The sequence below is a fragment of the Azospirillum sp. B510 genome, from assembly GCF_000010725.1.
GTDB classification, from domain to species: domain Bacteria; phylum Pseudomonadota; class Alphaproteobacteria; order Azospirillales; family Azospirillaceae; genus Azospirillum; species Azospirillum lipoferum_B.
This window is the reverse complement of record NC_013857.1, coordinates 310913-327570: the sequence shown is the minus strand read 5'-3', so window position 1 is coordinate 327570 and position 16658 is coordinate 310913. Positions and strand designations below refer to the sequence as shown.

Below are 16658 nucleotides of genomic sequence, written 5' to 3'. Positions count from 1 at the left end.
TGGGTCCTCCCGGAAGGGACAGGTGCTCGCTTGCAGCCAGGAACCGGGCTCAGGCGATGCGGCGCAGACGGTAGGAGCGGCCGCCGGTCGGGCGGACGCCATATTCGAGGTTCGCGTGATCACGGGCGTTGACCATCGACAGCACCGCCCCGCCGATCCGGCCGCCGACCTGCCGCACCTGCTTGATGCCGGCGTTGGCCAGGCTGGAGGCGGTGCGTGCCCAGCGCACGACATAGAGGATCCGGTCGGCCAGCGGCGCCAGGATCAGCGCATCCGAAACCGACAGCACAGGCGGCGTGTCGAGGACGACGACGTCGTAGCGTTCGGCAAGCTCCACCAGCAGCGACAGCATGCCCTTCGAGCCGAGCAGGATCTGCGGCCGGTCGACCGGCCGGCCGGCGGCGATCACGGCCACCCGGCGGCGCTCGTCGACATGCACCACCTGATCCAGCGTCGCGTCGCCTTCCAGCAGATCGGTCAGCCCCTTGGGCGGGCCGCCGCCACCCAGAAACCGGTGCACGGCCGGGCGGCGGGTGTCGCAATCGACGATGACGACCCGGCGGCCGGTATCGGCCAGGAAGGCGGACAACGCCACCGCCAGGGTCGTCTTGCCCTCGCCCGCGACGGAGGAGGTCAGCATCACCACCTCGCCGCCCTTGACGGTGGCGGATTGGGCCCCGGCGCGGACCAGATGGAGCCGGGCGCAGAGCCGCCAGACCCCCTCGGCGAAATCACCGCCGCCGGTGTCGGAATAGGGATCGCGGGTGGCGTCGCCACCGGTGGAGCGCCTGGCCCGGCCCAGCAGCGGTACGATGCCGACCGCCGGCAGGCCAAGCAGCGCCTCCACTTGATGGGAGCTGTGGACGCCGCGCTGGCGCATGCTCCGCAGCAGGGCGACGCCGGTGGCGATGGCACCGCAGACGACGGCGGCCAGTCCGGCCATCACCGTCTTGCCCGGCCCGACCGGTCCGGTTGGAACGGCGGCGGCCGAGACGATGCGCACGTCCGGCGCCATCTCCATCGCTTGCAGCACCTGGGTCTCCTTCAGGCGGCTGACGGCGCGGCGGTAATTGTCGTCGGAGGCGTCCGCCTGGCGTTGAAGATCGCGCAGCCGGACGTCGGCTTGCAGGGTATCGAAGGTTTCGGTGCGCAGCGCCTCCAGCCGGCGCGACAGATCCTGGATCTTGGCGACCTGCTGTTCCACCTCGCCCCGCAAGCTGCGGACCAAGCGGTCCAGCTCGGTGGCGAGGGTGGCGTTCAGTTCGCGCAATTCGGCGGTGGGCCGGTTCAGCGCCGGGTGGCGGTCGCCATACTGGGCGCGCAGTTCGGCCAGCTGGGCGTTCAACGCCGCCTGACGCTGGCGCAGGCCGGTGATCAGCGGATCGCCGCCGATGTCGGTGCCGGTCAGGGATTCCGGATTGCCGGGCCGGACCGACTGGAGCTGACGCAGCCGGGCCTGGGCGTTGGCCTGGGCGGTGCGCGCCTCCGCCAGCTGGGCGTTGAGGGCCGACATCTCCTCGTTCACCAGCGGGGCGTCGCGGCCCTTGACCATACCGGTCTCCGACCGCATCGCCTCGACCGCGGCGCGGCCGGTGACGGTCATGTCCTGGCGCAACTCGTCGAGGCGGCTTTGCAGCCATTCGCTGGCGTTCTGTGTGGCGGTCCGCTTCGCCTCCACCTGGATGGCGATGTAGGCGTCGGCGACCGCGTTGGCGGCGCGGGCGGCGAGCTGCGGGTCCTTGGCATCGACCGTGATACGGATCGCCCGCGATTGCACGCCGGGGCTGATGCGCAGGGTCTTCTGGAAGGCGTCGATCAGGCGGGCGCTTTCCATCTCCTGGGTGGTGCCGCCCGCCGGACGTGGCGGTGGCGTCACCTGGGCGGCCAGCGGTGCTGGCAGCATCGCCGCTCCCTCCGTCAGCAGGGCGCGGCCTTCCTCCAGCCATGACGTCAGCAGGCCGGGCTTGCCGGTGGGGGCGGCATATTCCGGCTCCTGCCCCAGGTTCAGCATCTCCACCACACGGCGGGCGAGATCGCGGGAGCGCAGGATCTCCACCTCGGTGTTGACGGTGTCGAGATAGATCCCCATCGGTTCGGACACGGAGGGGATATTGATGACGCGGTTCGGGTGCGGGTCGATCACCACGACAGTGGAGGCGCTGTAGAGCGGCGTCATGGCGTTGATCAGAAGCAGCGCCGGCAGCCACAGCAGTGCGGTCAATCCGAGGATCAGCCATTTCCGGCGCCAGAGCATCTGGACCAGCCGGCCGACATCGACCTTGTCGGCGCCCATTCCGACCGGCGGGGCGATGAAGCCGGCGGGGAAACCGGCCGAGCCTGACGGCAATCGGTGTTCCGGTGTGTCCATGGGCTGAACTCCTTCCTCTCGGGCGAACGATGCGCGGTATTGCCGGGCAGCGTGGATCAGGCGACCTCCGCCGGGTCGCGGGTGGGTTGGCGGGCGGGTGGGAGCGACTGCGGAACCGGTGCGCCGCCGATCAGCGCGGGTTGCGCGGTCGCGAAGACGGCCTTGGTCCACATGTCCGCGCTTTCCCCGGTGTCTGAGGTTCTTCCTGGGGGGCGGTCATTCGCCCACCGGGCCGGCCGGAGCGGCGGCGACCGCGGACGGCTTTTCAAGCAGGCGACGCAGCAGGGTCGTCAGCATCGCCGGGTCGGGCAGGAAGACGCGCCAGGGCAACCCGGTCGCATGGCGGTACAGCGTCGCCGCGGTGGCGAAAACCAGCGTGTAGGCCACCGTCGAGACGATGGCCGCGGCCAGGATGCCGCCGCTGCGCAGGAACAGCAGCAGGCCGCCCAGCGTGACCACCATTCCCAGAAGATTGGCCAGGGTGGCGGTGAAGGGCCGGTTCTCCGCGTACAGCCCATTCAGCAGGATCGACGCGGCCGCATACAGGACCGCACCCGGCAGCAGCAGCCGCAACGGCAGCGCGCTGTCGGCGAAGGACGGGCCATAGACCAGGCGAATGGCGATGTCGGCGAAGACGAACAGGCCGCCGCCGAGCAGGCCGCCGATGGCGAAGGTGGCCTGCAAACTGTTCAGCACGAGCTCGCGCCCCGAGCGGCCCCGCCGGGTGGCGGCCGGCATCACCACGGTGGCGAGCGCGCTGGACAGGCTGACGATCACCCAGGACAGGCTGGTCGCGAGCGCATAGAGCCCGACCTGGGCCGCCGGGAGAAAGGCGGGGATGACGAGCAGATCCAGCCGTTGGGTGATGACGCCGCCAACCACGTCGCCATGGGTGCGCAAGGCGTACCAGACGGTTTTCCGGGCGAGCACCGGGTCGGGCCGGCCGATGCCGTGACGGCCGACCAGCAGAACGGTCGCCAGCACCAGCACCAGCGTGCTCATCGCCGCCTGGATGATGACGGCGGACTCCACCGTGAAATGGCCGGCGACCCACAGCGCGGCATAGGCGACGGCGACACCGGCTGGTTGCAGGAAGTTGAGCGCGTTGAAGCTGCGGAAATCCTGGTCGCCCAGGATCAGTCCGAGCATCAGTTCCGACAGCAGGGCCATGGCGATCATCGGAAGATAGAGCCGCGCCAGTTCCAGCGTCTCCGGCGGTTGCGCCGCCAGCAGCAGCGGCAACAGCAGAGACCCGGTGCCGATCGCCAGCGCCGCCAGCGGCAGCAGCATCAATGCCCATGTGCTCAACAGCCGTCCGCCCGCCGCCGGATCCCGCGACAGCGCATAGGTGACCGCCTTGCCGCAGCCCATCCCGAACAGCCAGCCGAGCAGCTGGACGGTGGTGAGGACGGCGGTCAGCGCCCCCCGTCCTTCCGGACCGATGGTGCGGGCGACGAGGACCCCGGTCACAAGCCCGAGCGCCATCGTGGCGGCGGTAACCAGCACCGTCGTCACGCCGTTCCGCGCGAAGCCGTCAGCCTTGGTCACCAAGGCGGTCCGTCCGGTCAGATCTTTCAGCATGGCGCCGTCACCCCCGTTGGCATCCGTGAAGCGTGGGCATGCGTGGCTCCCCGAATTGTCGGTCGATTCTTCGATTTCCGGTCAACTCGATCTTGAATCGGCCGTTGGACGCAGGATCACGCCCAAAAAATCGTTTGAAGCTCCAACAAAACGAAAATCTCAGGAATATCCCTGACCAGTAATTATCAAGAAAAGCCGCAATTTGTTGTCAGCGCCGATCATTTTTGTTGTGCACTGCAAACCGGACGGTAGTTGGGTGCCGGACGATGGTCAACGCCGCTTTCGGAACTGTTCTTCCCGCACACCGGGAGAGTGGCTTCGCTTAAACGTCCGGGGCCAGGAATCGGGGAATCTAGCGTAACTTTCGGGTGTCGGTTATCGGTGTCGTCCATGGTCCGGCATCGGGATTAATCCGTTGCCTGAACGCTCACACACGGAGGGGTAAGGAGGAGGGCCCTTGCGCCCCGGCGACCGGGATTATCAGCGGGCCAGTCAGCCGGCGTCGGCCATCCGCGCGGCGGTGGAGCCGCGGACGATGCAGGTACCGCCCAGGACGAGGCGGCGGCTGGGCCGGTCGGGGGCGTCCAGCCGTTCGAACAGCAGGGACATGGCGGATTGGCCGATGTCCTGCACCGGCTGTTCGATCACGGTCAGGCCGGGGCCGACCAACTCGGTCCAGGGCTCATTGTCGAAGCCGGCGACCGCCAGACCATCGGGAATCGACAGCTTCAGCCGGTGGGCCGCCTTCACCACCCCCATCAGGAACAGGCTGTTGCTGACGATGAAGGCTTCCGGACGGTCGGGCTCCGCCATCCAGGCCACCACCGCCTCCTCCGCCGCGTCGGCATAGGGAGCGACGAAACGGGCCGCCGGGGCCAGGCCATGCGCGGCCATGGCGGCGCGGTAGCCCTCGTGCCGCTCCTGGCCGGTGGTGCTGGTGTTGCCGAACAGGCCGGCGATCCGGCGATAGCCCTGGGCATGCAAATGCTCCACCAGCATCGCCGCGGCGCGCGGATTGTCCAGAACCACGGCGTCATGGCCGCCGGTCGGCGCGTTGCGGTCGATCAGCACGACGGGAAAATCAAGGTCGAGATCATCCAGCCGGTCCAGCGTGGCGCGGGTGGGGGCGAAGATCAGCCCGGTGATCCGCTCCTCCTGCATCAGGCGGAGATACAGTTCCTCCCGCTCCGGATTCTCGTCGCTGTTGCACAGGATCACCCGCATGCCGGCGCGATAGGCCGCATCCTCCACCGCGCGGCTGACGGCGGTGAAGAAGGGGTTGCGGATGTCCGACACCACCAGCCCGATGGTCTGGGAATGCTGCGAACGCAGCCGCCGCGCTGACAGGTTGGGGCGGTAGCCGGTGGCGCGCACCGCATCCTCCACCCGCTTGCGCAGGGCTTCGCTGACCGGGCCGTTGCTCAGCACGCGCGACACGGTGGCGACCGACACGCCGGCGGCCAGGGCCACGTCCTTGATGCTGGCGGTTTTTCCCGTGACGCTCATGTCCAGACCGATCCTGTGGAGGGTGCCCCCCGGTCGGGGCGGCGACCTTGGCGCGCCGGATAGACCCCGGCCGGGGCACGGGCCATATCTGAAAACGTTTCCAATCGCTTCCTCGAAACATCCCCCATTTTTGTGTGCCTGACAAGCGATTCATCAAGAAAAACCGTTATGTTGCAATGCAACAAGCGTTGACAGACGCACTGTAATCGTTTTCACTTGATTCAAGAGGACAGACAAGAACACGCGGAGGAGACGGTCGCCATGGCCACCGACACGCACCCCTTGAGCCTTCCCCCGGACCTGATCCGCCTGGGCGCCGCCCCGGCTGGGAAGGAGGCGGCGATCCGCGAGGCGGCGCAGCTGCTGATCGCCGCGGGCTGCATCGATCCCGCCTACGCCGACAGCATGATCCGCCGGGAAACGGTGGCGAACACCTTCCTCGGCCACGGCGTCGCGATTCCGCACGGCATGGTGGACGACCGCGATCTGGTCCGCCGCAACGGCATCGCCATCCTACAGGTGCCGGCCGGCGTGGTCTGGAACGAGGGTCAGACGGCCCGCCTGATCGTCGCCATCGCGGCCCAGTCCGATGCCCATATCGCCATCCTGCGCCGACTGACCCGCCTGATGCAGGACGAGGAGCGGCTGAACGTCCTGTTCACCACCGGTGACGCCGCCGACCTGATCGCCGCCCTGTCGGACGAAGCCGCCGCTCCGGCCGCACCCGTCACCGACGCCGCCGACCTTGCCGAGAGCTTCGAGTGGGTGGTCGATTACCCGACCGGCCTGCATGCCCGTCCCGCCGCCGCCTGGGTCGAGACCGCCCGCGCCGCCGCCGGCCGGGTGCGTGTCCGCCATGGCGGGGAGGTGGCGGACGGCAAGACCCTGGTCGCCCTGCTGCAACTCGGCCTGCGTGCCGGCGACCGCGTCACCGTTTCCACGGACGGCCCCGACGCGCGCGCCGCGCTGAACCGGCTGCGCGCGACCATCAGCGGCCTGACCGCGCGTGAGAAGGCGGACGCCGCCGCCGCGGCGCGCAAGGCGAAGGCCGTGGTGCAGGGCTGGACCCCGCCGGCCGCCACCGGGCGTGAGATGCCGGTGATCGCCGGCATCGGCGCCAGCCCCGGCCTCGCCATCGGTCCGATCCATGTGATGCCCAAGGCCGAGCTGACGGTTCCCGACCGTCCGGCCCCGCTGCTGGAGGGCGGCAACCGCCTGCATGAGGCGCTGAATCTGACCCGCCAGCAGTTGAAGGCGCTGGCCGACGACACCGCCCGCCGTCTTGGACCGGCCGAGGCCGGCATCTTCGCCGCCCAGGCGGAGCTGTTGAACGATACCGATGTCATAACGCTGGCCTGCCAGCTGATGGTGGAGGGGCATGGACCCGGCTGGTCGTGGAACGAGGCGGTCGAGCGCAACGCCGCGACGCTGGCCGCCAACCCTAATCCGGTGCTGGCCGGGCGCGCCGCCGACCTGCGCGACGTCGGCCGCCGCGTGTTGACCCGCATCGATCCGGACCTGCATGGCGGCTCGATCCGCGACCTGCCAGAGACCCCCTGCATCCTGGTCGCCGACGACCTGTCGCCGTCCGACACCGCCGCGCTCGACATGGGCCGGGTCATCGGTCTGGCGACGGCGCAAGGCGGCCCGACCTCCCACACCGCGATCCTGGCCCGCACGCTGGGGCTGCCGGCGGTGGTGGCGGGCGGTGGTGCTCTGACCGGGATCGCCAACGGCACCATCGCCATCCTCGACGGCCAATCCGGCCGCCTGTATCTGGAGCCCGCCGAAAGCGACCTTTTCGCCGCCCATGGCTGGATCGAGGAACAGAGCGTCAAGAAGGCCCAGCAGGAGGAGCGGCGCGGCCTGCCCGCCCGCACTCGCGACGGCCACATGGTGGAGATCGGCGCCAACGTCAACCGCCCGGATCAGGTGCCGATGGCCCTGTCCCAGGGGGCCGAGGGCGTCGGGCTGATGCGCACCGAGTTCCTGTTCCTGGAGCGCGGCGACGCCCCCGGCGAGGAGGAGCAGTATCAGACCTACAGCGCCATGCTGGCGGCGCTGGACGGCCGTCCGCTGATCGTCCGCGCGCTCGACATCGGCGGTGACAAGCAGGTGCCGCATCTGCACCTGCCGCATGAGGAGAACCCCTTCCTCGGCGTGCGCGGCGCCCGGCTTCTGCTGCGCCATCCGGAATTGCTGGAGCCGCAGCTGCGCGCCCTCTACCGCGCCGCCAAGGACGCCAAGCCGGGTGCGCTGCTGATCATGTTCCCGATGATCACCACGCTGCGTGAAATCGAAGCGCTGCGGGCGGTCTGCGACCGCATCCAGGCGGAACTCGACGCTCCGGCGGTGCCGTTGGGCATCATGGTCGAGGTGCCCGCCGCCGCGATCCAGGCCGACGTCCTGGCCCGCCATGTCGATTTCTTCTCCATCGGCACCAACGACCTGACGCAATACGCGCTGGCCATCGACCGCCAGCATCCGGAACTGGCGGCGGAGGCCGACAGCCTGCATCCGTCGGTGCTGCGCCTGATCCGCCTGACGGTGGAAGGGGCGGAGAAGCATGGCCGCTGGGTCGGTGTCTGCGGCGGCATCGCCGGCGACCCGTTCGGCGCCGCCCTGCTGGCCGGCCTCGGCGTGCGCGAGCTGTCGATGACCCCGCGGGACATTCCCGGCGTCAAGGACCGCCTGCGCGACAGCAGCCTTGCCGATCTGCGCGCGCTCGCCCAGCGCGCCCTGGACTGCGAGTCGTCCGACGAGGTGCGGGCGCTGGAGGGGGAAGCGTCATGACCGCTCCGACCGGGACGGGCATGCCCGTCGTCACCGTCACGCTCAACCCGGCCATCGACCAGACCATCACGGTCGAGGCGCTGAAGCCGGGCAGCGTCCACCGCGCCAAGGCCGTGCGCCACAATGCCGGCGGCAAGGGCGTGAACGTCGCCAGCTGCCTCGCCGACTGGGGCGTGCCGGTGGTCGCCACCGGCCTGCTCGGCGCCGGCAATGCCGCGCCGTTCGAGGCGCTGTTCCAGGCCAAGGGCATCGCCGACGCCTTCCTGCGCCAGCCGGGCGAGACGCGCGTCAACATCAAGATCGCCGATCTCGCCGCCAACGACACCACCGACATCAATCTGCCGGGCCTGAGCGCCGAAGCCGGCGCGCTGGCGAAGGTGCGGGAGACGGTGCGGAGCCTGGCGGAACCGGGAACGCTGGTCCTGCTCGCCGGCAGTCTGCCCGAAGGGCTGTCCAACGATGCCTATGCCGTCCTGACCGCCGAATTCGCCGCCGCCGGCGCCCGCGTGGTGCTGGACAGCAGCGGAGCGCCGCTGGCGGCGGCGCTGGCCTCCACCGGCGCGCTGCCCTTCTGCATCAAGCCCAACCGGCACGAGCTGGAGGATTGGGCGGGCCGACCGCTGCCGACCGATACGGACCTGCTGGAGGCCGCGCGCGGGCTTCAGCGACGTGGCGTGGCGGTGGTGGTGGTGTCGCTGGGGGCGGACGGTGCGCTGTTCGTCGATGGCACCCGCGCCCTGCATGGCCGGCTGCCGCCGGTCAACGCGCTCAGCACCGTCGGGGCGGGCGACGCGATGGTCGCCGGGCTGATCGCCGCCTTCCAGCAGGGGGGCGATCTCGACGAGGTGGCCCGGCTGTCGGTGGCCTTCGCCGCCGCCAAGCTCGGCTGCTTCGGGCCCAACCTGCCCGATCCTGCGATTGTTCGGTCGCTTGCCGCCGAAGTGGTGCTGAGATGGTGTTGACCCGGACTTGACTGATTGCGCCGATGGTATCGGACTTGGCTTCAACACAGTGACAGGCGCGGGACGAACCCGCCAGGAGGAAACAATGGCGAACCTGTTGGCCGTGATCGCGGCTGGTGACCTCACCACCCAGGCCGTTCTGGCGGCCGAGGCCCTGCGAAAGGCGGCGGCGGCATCCGGCCACCGCATCCAGGTGGAGATCCGCACCAGCCTCGGCATCCAGTCCCCGCTCGACTCCGCGGCGCTGCCCGCCGCGAACGGGGTGATCCTCGTCGGCGGCGGGGATCTGGATGACGGACGATTCGGGACGCTGAAGCGCGTCCCCGCCTCGCTGGACGAGGTGCTGGGCAATGCCGGCGCCGTGCTGGACAAGCTGCTGGCCGCCGCACCGGTCCCGTCCGCCGCGGCATTGGCGCCGCGCCGGATCGTCGCGATCACCTCCTGTCCGACCGGCATCGCCCACACCTTCATGGCGGCCGAGGGCATCCAGCAGGCGGCGACCGCCCTGGGGCACAAGGTCCGGGTCGAGACGCAGGGTTCCGTCGGTGCGCGCGACACGCTGACCGACGAGGAAATCCGCGAGGCCGACATCGTCCTGATCGCCGCCGACACCCAGATCGACCTGTCCCGCTTCGCCGGCAAGCGCGTATTCCTGAGCGGCACCAAGCCCGCCATCAACGACGGCAAGGCCCTGGTCAACCGCGCCCTGGCCGAGGCGAGGATGCATGGCGCCGCTGTTCCGCTGGCCGATGCCGTCGCCGCCGGCAAGGCGGAGCGGGCCGCCCAGCGCACCGGCCCCTATAAGCACCTGATGACCGGCGTGTCCTTCATGCTGCCCTTCGTGGTGACCGGCGGCCTGCTGATCGCACTGGCCTTCGCGCTTGGCGGCATCTACGTCTATGATGACGCCCATGCCGGCACGCTGGGCAACGCCCTGTTCGTGATCGGCGCCAAGGGGGCCTTCGCCCTTATGGTTCCGGCGCTGGCCGGCTACATCGCCTATTCCATCGCCGACCGCCCCGGTATCGCCCCCGGCATGGTGGGCGGCATGCTGGCCGGCAGCATCGGCGCCGGTTTCCTCGGCGGCATCGTCGCCGGCTTCATCGCCGGCTACGGCACCGACTTCCTCAACCGCAACATCAAGCTGCACCGCAACCTCGAAGGCCTGAAGCCGGTGTTGATCCTGCCGCTGCTGGGCTCCCTGCTGACCGGCCTGCTGATGATCTATGTCGTCGGCACCCCCGTCGCCGAGGCGCTGGCCTGGCTCAGCAACTGGCTGAAGGGCATGCAGGGCAGCAGCGCCATCCTGCTCGGCCTGCTGATCGGGGCGATGATGGCCTTCGACATGGGCGGCCCGGTCAACAAGGCGGCCTATGCCTTCTCCACCGGCCTGATCGCCTCCCAGGTCTACACCCCGATGGCCGCCGCCATGGCCGCCGGCATGGTGCCGCCGCTCGGTCTGGCACTCGCCACCAAGCTGTTCGCCGACCGTTTCACCCCTGAGGAGCGCGAGGCCGGCAACGCCGCCGCCGTGCTCGGCATCGCCTTCATCACCGAAGGCGCCATCCCCTTCGCCGCCCGCGACCCTCTGCGCGTCATCCCGTCGCTGATGATCGGCGGTGCCTTGACCGGCGCCCTGTCGATGGCGGTCGGGGCCGAGTTGAAGGTTCCCCATGGCGGCATCTTCGTCCTGCCGATCCCCAACGCGGTCAGCCATCTGCTGGGCTATGTCGTGGCCCTGGTGGTCGGCACCGTGGTGACGGCGGTCGCCCTGCGCATCCTGAAAAAGCCGATCACCGCCGCCGCCGCGCCGAAGACCTCGGTCCAGGGAGCCGGCGCGCACGCCTGATCCTCTCTCCCTTTTCCTCTCGGGACGTCCTCCCGACCTTGCCCCCTCTCCGCCCCCGCGGGGAGGGGGGCCTTTTTTCTGGGAGAAGTCCGCGCCGGCCTTCACCGGTATTCCGCCCGCCGCGCCAGCCCGTCCTTCAGGTGGCGGATCGCCGCGTGGACCTTCGCCGGCACATGCCGCTTCTGCGGATAGACCGCCCACACCGCCGTGTTGGGCGGCTGGTGGCGGTCGAGCAGGGACACCAGCCGTCCCTCGGCGACCGGCCCGCGCACGTAATAGTCCGGCAACTGGCACAATCCGAAGCCGCGCAGCGCGGCGTCCAGCACCGAGAAGCCGCTGTTGCAGCGCCACCGGCCGCGCGGGCGGAACAGCCAATCAGTGCCGTTGTCGTCGAACAGCCAATGGTCGGAGGTGCCGATCAGGCATTGATGGGTGGCGAGGCTGGCCAGGCTGTCGGGAACGCCGTGGCGCTCCAGATAGGCCGGAGCGGCGCACAGATGCATGGCCCGCGGCGCGATGCGCGTCGCCACCAGGCTCGATTCGCTGAGGCGGCCGAGGCGGATCGCCAGATCATAGCCCTCCTGCACCAGATCGAGCTGCCGGTTGGTCAACTCCACCTCGATGCTCAGCTGCGGGTGACACTCCATCAGGTCGTTGATCAGCGGCATGACGAACTGCTCGCCATACGCCGTGGCGCAGGTCATGCGCAGCAGACCCTTCACCTCGCTGTCGCCGCCGCCCTGCAAGGCCCCGACCGCCAGAAAGGCGTCGTCGCGCTGCTCCGCCAACCGCTGGCAACGGTCAAGGAAGGCGCGGCCGCTTTCGGTCAGGCTGACCTTGCGGGTGGTGCGGTAGAACAGCCGGGCTTGCAACCGGTCCTCCAGCCGCGCCACCGCGCGGCTGACATGGGAGGAGGAGACGCGCAGCCGCTCCGCCGCGCGGGAGAAGCTGCCGCTTTCCGCCACCGCGACGAACTCGTCGATGCCGTCCCAGCCACTCATGGCGATCCGCCCCTGTCCCGACCAATTATCCCCATACGGCAGAAATCTATTCCGGAAATCGCCGTTCTGGCAATGACCGGTGGCGTCTATACTATTGCTCCTAAAAGCCATTCGACTTGGGGAAGGAAACCCACATGGTTCTGTCGCGCGCCGCCGTCGCCTGGGAAGCCAACCGTCCGCTGGAGATCGAAGAGGTCGAGGTGGCCGCTCCCAAGGCCGGCGAGGTGATGGTCCGCATCGTCGCCACCGGCGTTTGCCACACCGATGCCTACACGCTGTCCGGCAAGGATTCCGAAGGCGTCTTCCCCTGCATCCTCGGCCATGAGGGCGGCGGCGTGGTGGTGGAGGTCGGCCCCGGCGTTACCTCCGTCGCCGTCGGCGACCATGTCATCCCGCTCTACACCCCGGAATGCGGCAAGTGCAAATTCTGCCTGTCCGGCAAGACCAACCTGTGCCAGGCGATCCGCGCCACCCAGGGCAAGGGTCTGATGCCGGACGGCACCAGCCGCTTCTCGCTGAAGGGCAAGGAGATCGCCCATTATATGGGTACCTCGACCTTCTCCGAATACACGGTGCTGCCGGAGATCGCGCTCGCCAAGATCAACAAGGCGGCCCCGCTGGAGAAGGTCTGCCTGCTCGGCTGCGGCGTCACCACCGGCATGGGTGCGGTGATGAACACGGCGAAGGTGGAGCCGGGCTCGACCGTCGCCATTTTCGGCCTGGGCGGCATCGGCCTGTCGGCCATCATCGGCGCCACCATGGCGAAGGCCAGCCGCATCATCGGCATCGACGTCAACCCGTCGAAGTTCGAGATCGCCAAGCAGCTCGGCGCCACCGACGTCGTCAACCCGATGGACTTCGACCGCCCGATCCAGGAGGTTCTGGTCGAGATGACCGATGGCGGCGTTGACTACAGCTTCGAATGCATCGGCAACGTCAAGGTGATGCGGGCCGCACTGGAATGCTGCCACAAGGGCTGGGGCGAGTCGGTCATCATCGGCGTCGCCGGCGCCGGGGAGGAGATCGCCACCCGTCCGTTCCAGCTGGTCACCGGCCGCGTCTGGCGCGGTTCCGCCTTCGGCGGCGTCAAGGGCCGGTCGGAACTGCCGGAGTATGTGGAGCGCTACCTGCGCGGCGAGTTCGAGCTGGATACCTTCATCACCCACACCATGGGGCTGGAGGAGATCAACCACGCCTTCGACCTGATGCATGAAGGCAAGAGCATCCGCTCGGTCATCCTCTACAATCAGTAAGGCGGCCAGCAACGCGGAACGCTCCCTCCTCCGGTTCCGGGGGGAGGGAGCGTTCCCGCCATCGGCCGTAAAGGTTATCGACAATCAAAAGGCGTGTTCATGTCCGAATCCCTCACCACCCTGTCGGAAACCCGCGTCTTCGGCGGCTGGCTGAAACGGGTGCGGCACCAGTCGGCGGCGGTGGATTGCGCGATGACCTTCGCCGTCTTTCTGCCGCCGCAGGTGGAATCCGGTGCCAAGGTGCCGGTGGTCTATTGGCTGTCAGGATTGACCTGCACCGACGAGAACTTCACCCAGAAGGCCGGCGCCTTTCGCGTGGCGGCGGAGTTGGGGCTGGCGATCGTCGCCCCCGACACCAGCCCGCGCGGGGAAGGGGTGCCGGGCGATCCTGACGGGGCGTGGGATTTCGGGCTCGGCGCCGGATTCTATGTCGATGCCACCGAACGGCCCTGGGCGGGCCACTACCGCATGCATGATTATGTGACGCGGGAACTGCCGGCGCTGGTCGAGGCGAATTTCCCGGTCACCGGCAAGCGTTCCATCGCCGGCCATTCGATGGGTGGCCATGGCGCGCTGGTCTGCGCGCTGAAGCATCCGGGCTTCTACAAGGCGGTGTCGGCCTTCGCCCCCATCGTCAACCCGGCGGCGGTTCCCTGGGGCGAGAAGGCCTTCGGCCGCTATCTGGGGCCGGATCGGGAGCGCTGGCTGGAGTGGGATGCCTGCGCCCTGATGCGCAAGGCGACGGAACGGCTGCCGATCCTGATCGACCAGGGCGACCGCGACGGCTTTCTGGAGGCGCAGTTGAAGCCCCAGGCCCTGGTCTCCGTGGCCGAGGAGATCGGGCACCCGGTCACGCTGCGGATGCAGCCGGGCTACGACCACAGCTATTTCTTCATCAGCAGCTTCATCGAGGACCATCTGCGCCACCACGCGGCGGCACTGGCGGGGTAGGGGCTGATCGGCGACCGGAAGGGTGGCTGGAGGCTCAAACCACCCGCCGCGTCAGGTGGTTGTCCCAGCGGAAGGCCGGCGACTTGCGCTCCGGCCCCGCTTCGGCGCTGGTCGATAGCGGTTCGATCACGCCGAGCCCGCTGGACGCCAGATATCCCTCGCCATTCGGCGCCAAACCGCAGCCGTCGGCCAGGGCGGTGGCGCCCAGCCAGGCTCCATCGGTGGCATTCCACAGCCCGATGACACCGCCCATCGGCGAACTGGCCGCCACAGTCCTGCCATCGGACGCGACACTGCCGATATAGCCCTGCATGCGCGACAGCACATCCTCCGGCGCGTCGAACAGGCGGACGGCACCGCTGCCGGGGCGGTGGGCGCCGGTCAGGGGCTGGAGCATGCCGATGGGCCGCTCGTCCTGCACCCCGAAGCAGACGCCGCCGTCATCCAGCAAGGCGATATGGCGGATGCCGAGGTTGGCGTGCTCCTCCGGCAGGCGGACCTTGTCGAGCAGTCTGCCGCTGGCCGCCTCGACATAGGTCAGCGAGCTGTCCATGCTGTCGAGATTCAGCTTGGCGCGACCGGTGTCGGGGTGGGTGATGACCCCGCCATTGGCGACCGCCAGCGTCGTGCCGTCGCGCATCAGGATCAGTTCATGCGGTCCCAGCCCATGGGTGGGGATCACGCCGACGCGGCGGTAGCCGTCGGTGGCGTCATAGACGCCGATGGCGCCCTCCTCGCGCGGGACATCATCCTCGGCGACGTAGAGGAGGCGGCCATCGGCGGAATAATCACCATGGCCGGTGAAACGCCGGTCGTCGGGCGCCCGCACCACCGGGCCTGGGGTGCCGTCCGCCAGCGACAGGGTCTGGAACCAGCGGCCGGGCCGGCGGGCGAAGACCACGGCCTCCGCCATGCCGGGGCGCGGCATGATGGCGTGGGCGCGGCCGGGAGTGGCGGTGGTGAACAGCAGTCTGCCGGTGGGATCCAGCGCCGCGACGCCGAAGCTCGGCTCCGCCCCGGCGGTGGCGTAGGCGTTGAGGTAGATCGTGCCCGCGTTCCCCGCATGGGCCTTGCCGGTCAGCACCGCCAGCAATCCACTGAGAATGCGTCCGCCGGCGACCCGTCCGCTCACGATCCGGCCGGCGAAAAGCCCCAGGATGTTCCTGCGATCGACCGTGCCGGTCCTGACCGCCCCAGCCTTGACCGCCCCAGCCTTGACCGCCATCGTCAGTCTCCGTCCAGTTCGTTGAAGCCCAGCGTGATGTCGAGCAGCGGGGCCAGCGTGCCGAGCATCTCGACCCGCGCCGCCTTGACCAGCCGCAGCGCGCCTTCGGTCTTCTTGCGGGCGGCGGGGTCGGTCACCGCCTTGTTCAACGGGCCGGGGATCGCCTCCACCGCGCCGACGGCGGCGGCGAAGCTCTCGTCGATCGCCTGTTTGGCGGTGGCGCCGTCATCATTGGCGGGCAGCAGCGAGACGAAGCCCGGCCCGCCATGTTCGCCCATCAGCAGGGCGCGCAAGCTTTCCAGGTTCAGCACGATGTTGCGCAGCGACCGGCCGCTGCGCAGCGCCTCCACCACCATCGGCTTGGCATCCTCGATGCCGGTGCCGAGCGGGGCCAGCAGCTTCTGGTCGATCACCACCTGCATGGCGGTGATGGCGGAGGCATAGAGCGTGTTGACCGCCTCCGATGCGGTCTGGCCGAGCGCGGTCGGCCGCCCGGTGGCGAGCGGCGCCTCCAGCTCCTTCCAGCCGTCACGGGCTTCGGTCGCGATGACGAGGATGTTGCGGGCGGCGGCGGCGGCCAGCTGGGCGCGGTACTGCTTGGCGTCGCTGCCGGTGAAGCCGTCGGCGGTGACGCCCTCGTCGAACAGCAGCCGCTCCAGCACGGTCAGCCCCTGCACCGCGGCGCTTTGGCGGGCGAGAGCGCCCGGCTGCAACAGCTTCGGATCATGGTCGCGCAGGATCTGGCCGATCTGGCGCTGGACCACACCCGGCCGCTCCGGCCAGAAGGACATGCGGTCAGCACGCAGATTCATGGTCAGCGGCCCCGGCCGCAGATGCTGCACGCGGGCCCAGCCATCGGTGACCTTGGTGTGGGCCGTGCGTGCCTCCTCCAGCCCAGCGGGGGTGGGGCCGGCGGCGAAACGGTCGAGCGTGTCGGCATAGGCGGCGGCGGCGGCAACCAGCGCATCGAAGCGCGGCAGGGCGTGGGTGCCGACCATGCCGCCCAGGAAGGCGGCGTCCTTGTCCGACTGGCGGGCGGCGAAGGCCGGGCTGCGGGGCAGCAGGGCCGCCACGGCGGCGGCGGCCGACATCAGTCCAAGCACTATGCGGCGTCGCATACGATCAAATCCCTTCTGCCTCTGGCATGGATCGAAGCCCCCACCCTTCCT

Annotated in this window: 11 protein-coding genes; 5 read left to right on the top strand and 6 right to left on the bottom strand. The window is 69.3% G+C overall.

The window, feature by feature from the left end; translation table 11 throughout:
- Positions 1 to 49 precede the first annotated feature (49 nt).
- The 3 genes from AZL_RS25925 to AZL_RS25915 form a co-directional block, all read right to left on the bottom strand.
- Positions 50 to 2368 carry a GumC family protein gene (locus tag AZL_RS25925; RefSeq protein ID WP_148219646.1) on the bottom strand — a complete coding sequence of 773 codons (2319 nt, stop codon included), beginning with the start codon at positions 2366 to 2368 and terminating at the stop codon, positions 50 to 52.
- A 216-nt stretch (positions 2369 to 2584) separates the two neighbouring features.
- Positions 2585 to 3949, bottom strand: a complete 1365-nt coding sequence (locus tag AZL_RS25920) for a lipopolysaccharide biosynthesis protein (RefSeq protein ID WP_012977388.1) — start codon at positions 3947 to 3949, stop codon at positions 2585 to 2587.
- A 492-nt stretch (positions 3950 to 4441) separates the two neighbouring features.
- Complete coding sequence (locus tag AZL_RS25915; RefSeq protein ID WP_012977387.1) at positions 4442 to 5455, bottom strand: LacI family DNA-binding transcriptional regulator; 1014 nt, start codon at positions 5453 to 5455, stop codon at positions 4442 to 4444.
- Positions 5456 to 5716: 261 nt separating this feature from the next.
- Here AZL_RS25915 and ptsP point away from each other — a divergent pair, with 261 nt between their 5' ends.
- The 3 genes from ptsP to AZL_RS25900 all read left to right on the top strand — a co-directional run bounded on the left by ptsP (position 5717) and on the right by AZL_RS25900 (position 11059).
- Positions 5717 to 8248, top strand: coding sequence for a phosphoenolpyruvate--protein phosphotransferase (gene ptsP, locus AZL_RS25910; protein WP_012977386.1), 2532 nt, complete (start codon positions 5717 to 5719; stop codon positions 8246 to 8248).
- Positions 8245 to 9210, top strand: a complete 966-nt coding sequence (gene pfkB / locus AZL_RS25905; RefSeq protein WP_173380525.1) for a 1-phosphofructokinase — start codon at positions 8245 to 8247, stop codon at positions 9208 to 9210. Before ptsP ends, pfkB begins: the two co-directional genes overlap by 4 nt.
- Before the next feature lie 85 nt (positions 9211 to 9295).
- Positions 9296 to 11059, top strand: coding sequence for a fructose-specific PTS transporter subunit EIIC (locus tag AZL_RS25900; RefSeq protein ID WP_012977384.1), 1764 nt, complete (start codon positions 9296 to 9298; stop codon positions 11057 to 11059).
- 101 nt (positions 11060 to 11160) lie between these two features.
- Here the strand turns inward: AZL_RS25900 and AZL_RS25895 are convergent, their stop codons facing one another.
- The gene (locus AZL_RS25895; RefSeq protein ID WP_012977383.1) at positions 11161 to 12060 is read right to left on the bottom strand and encodes a LysR family transcriptional regulator; all 900 of its coding nucleotides are present in this window, start codon (positions 12058 to 12060) and stop codon (positions 11161 to 11163) included.
- 134 nt (positions 12061 to 12194) lie between these two features.
- Between AZL_RS25895 and AZL_RS25890 the strand changes: the two genes are divergently transcribed.
- A complete protein-coding gene (locus AZL_RS25890) occupies positions 12195 to 13313 on the top strand; it encodes an S-(hydroxymethyl)glutathione dehydrogenase/class III alcohol dehydrogenase (protein WP_012977382.1) in 1119 nt (372 codons plus the stop codon).
- A gap of 99 nt (positions 13314 to 13412) precedes the next feature.
- Entirely contained in the window at positions 13413 to 14264 is an 852-nt protein-coding gene (gene fghA, locus AZL_RS25885; RefSeq protein WP_012977381.1) for an S-formylglutathione hydrolase, read from the top strand.
- Positions 14265 to 14298: 34 nt separating this feature from the next.
- Here the strand turns inward: fghA and AZL_RS25880 are convergent, their stop codons facing one another.
- Entirely contained in the window at positions 14299 to 15489 is a 1191-nt protein-coding gene (locus tag AZL_RS25880) for a DUF1513 domain-containing protein (protein ID WP_012977380.1), read from the bottom strand.
- Between the two features lie 2 nt (positions 15490 to 15491).
- The gene (locus AZL_RS25875) at positions 15492 to 16607 is read right to left on the bottom strand and encodes an imelysin family protein (protein WP_012977379.1); all 1116 of its coding nucleotides are present in this window, start codon (positions 16605 to 16607) and stop codon (positions 15492 to 15494) included.
- Positions 16608 to 16658 lie beyond the last annotated feature (51 nt).

What these genes read in the sequence shown, in the direction of transcription:
- AZL_RS25925 (WP_148219646.1), bottom strand. Translation starts at nt 2,368, where the DNA reads ATGGACACACCGGAACACCGATTGCCGTCAGGCTCGGCCGGTTTCCCC.
- AZL_RS25875 (WP_012977379.1), bottom strand. Translation starts at nt 16,607, where the DNA reads ATGCGACGCCGCATAGTGCTTGGACTGATGTCGGCCGCCGCCGCCGTG.
- fghA (WP_012977381.1), top strand. Translation starts at nt 13,413, where the DNA reads ATGTCCGAATCCCTCACCACCCTGTCGGAAACCCGCGTCTTCGGCGGC.
- AZL_RS25890 (WP_012977382.1), top strand. Translation starts at nt 12,195, where the DNA reads ATGGTTCTGTCGCGCGCCGCCGTCGCCTGGGAAGCCAACCGTCCGCTG.
- pfkB (WP_173380525.1), top strand. Translation starts at nt 8,245, where the DNA reads ATGACCGCTCCGACCGGGACGGGCATGCCCGTCGTCACCGTCACGCTC.
- AZL_RS25895 (WP_012977383.1), bottom strand. Translation starts at nt 12,060, where the DNA reads ATGAGTGGCTGGGACGGCATCGACGAGTTCGTCGCGGTGGCGGAAAGC.
- AZL_RS25920 (WP_012977388.1), bottom strand. Translation starts at nt 3,949, where the DNA reads ATGCTGAAAGATCTGACCGGACGGACCGCCTTGGTGACCAAGGCTGAC.
- AZL_RS25880 (WP_012977380.1), bottom strand. Translation starts at nt 15,489, where the DNA reads ATGGCGGTCAAGGCTGGGGCGGTCAAGGCTGGGGCGGTCAGGACCGGC.
- AZL_RS25915 (WP_012977387.1), bottom strand. Translation starts at nt 5,455, where the DNA reads ATGAGCGTCACGGGAAAAACCGCCAGCATCAAGGACGTGGCCCTGGCC.
- AZL_RS25900 (WP_012977384.1), top strand. Translation starts at nt 9,296, where the DNA reads ATGGCGAACCTGTTGGCCGTGATCGCGGCTGGTGACCTCACCACCCAG.
- ptsP (WP_012977386.1), top strand. Translation starts at nt 5,717, where the DNA reads ATGGCCACCGACACGCACCCCTTGAGCCTTCCCCCGGACCTGATCCGC.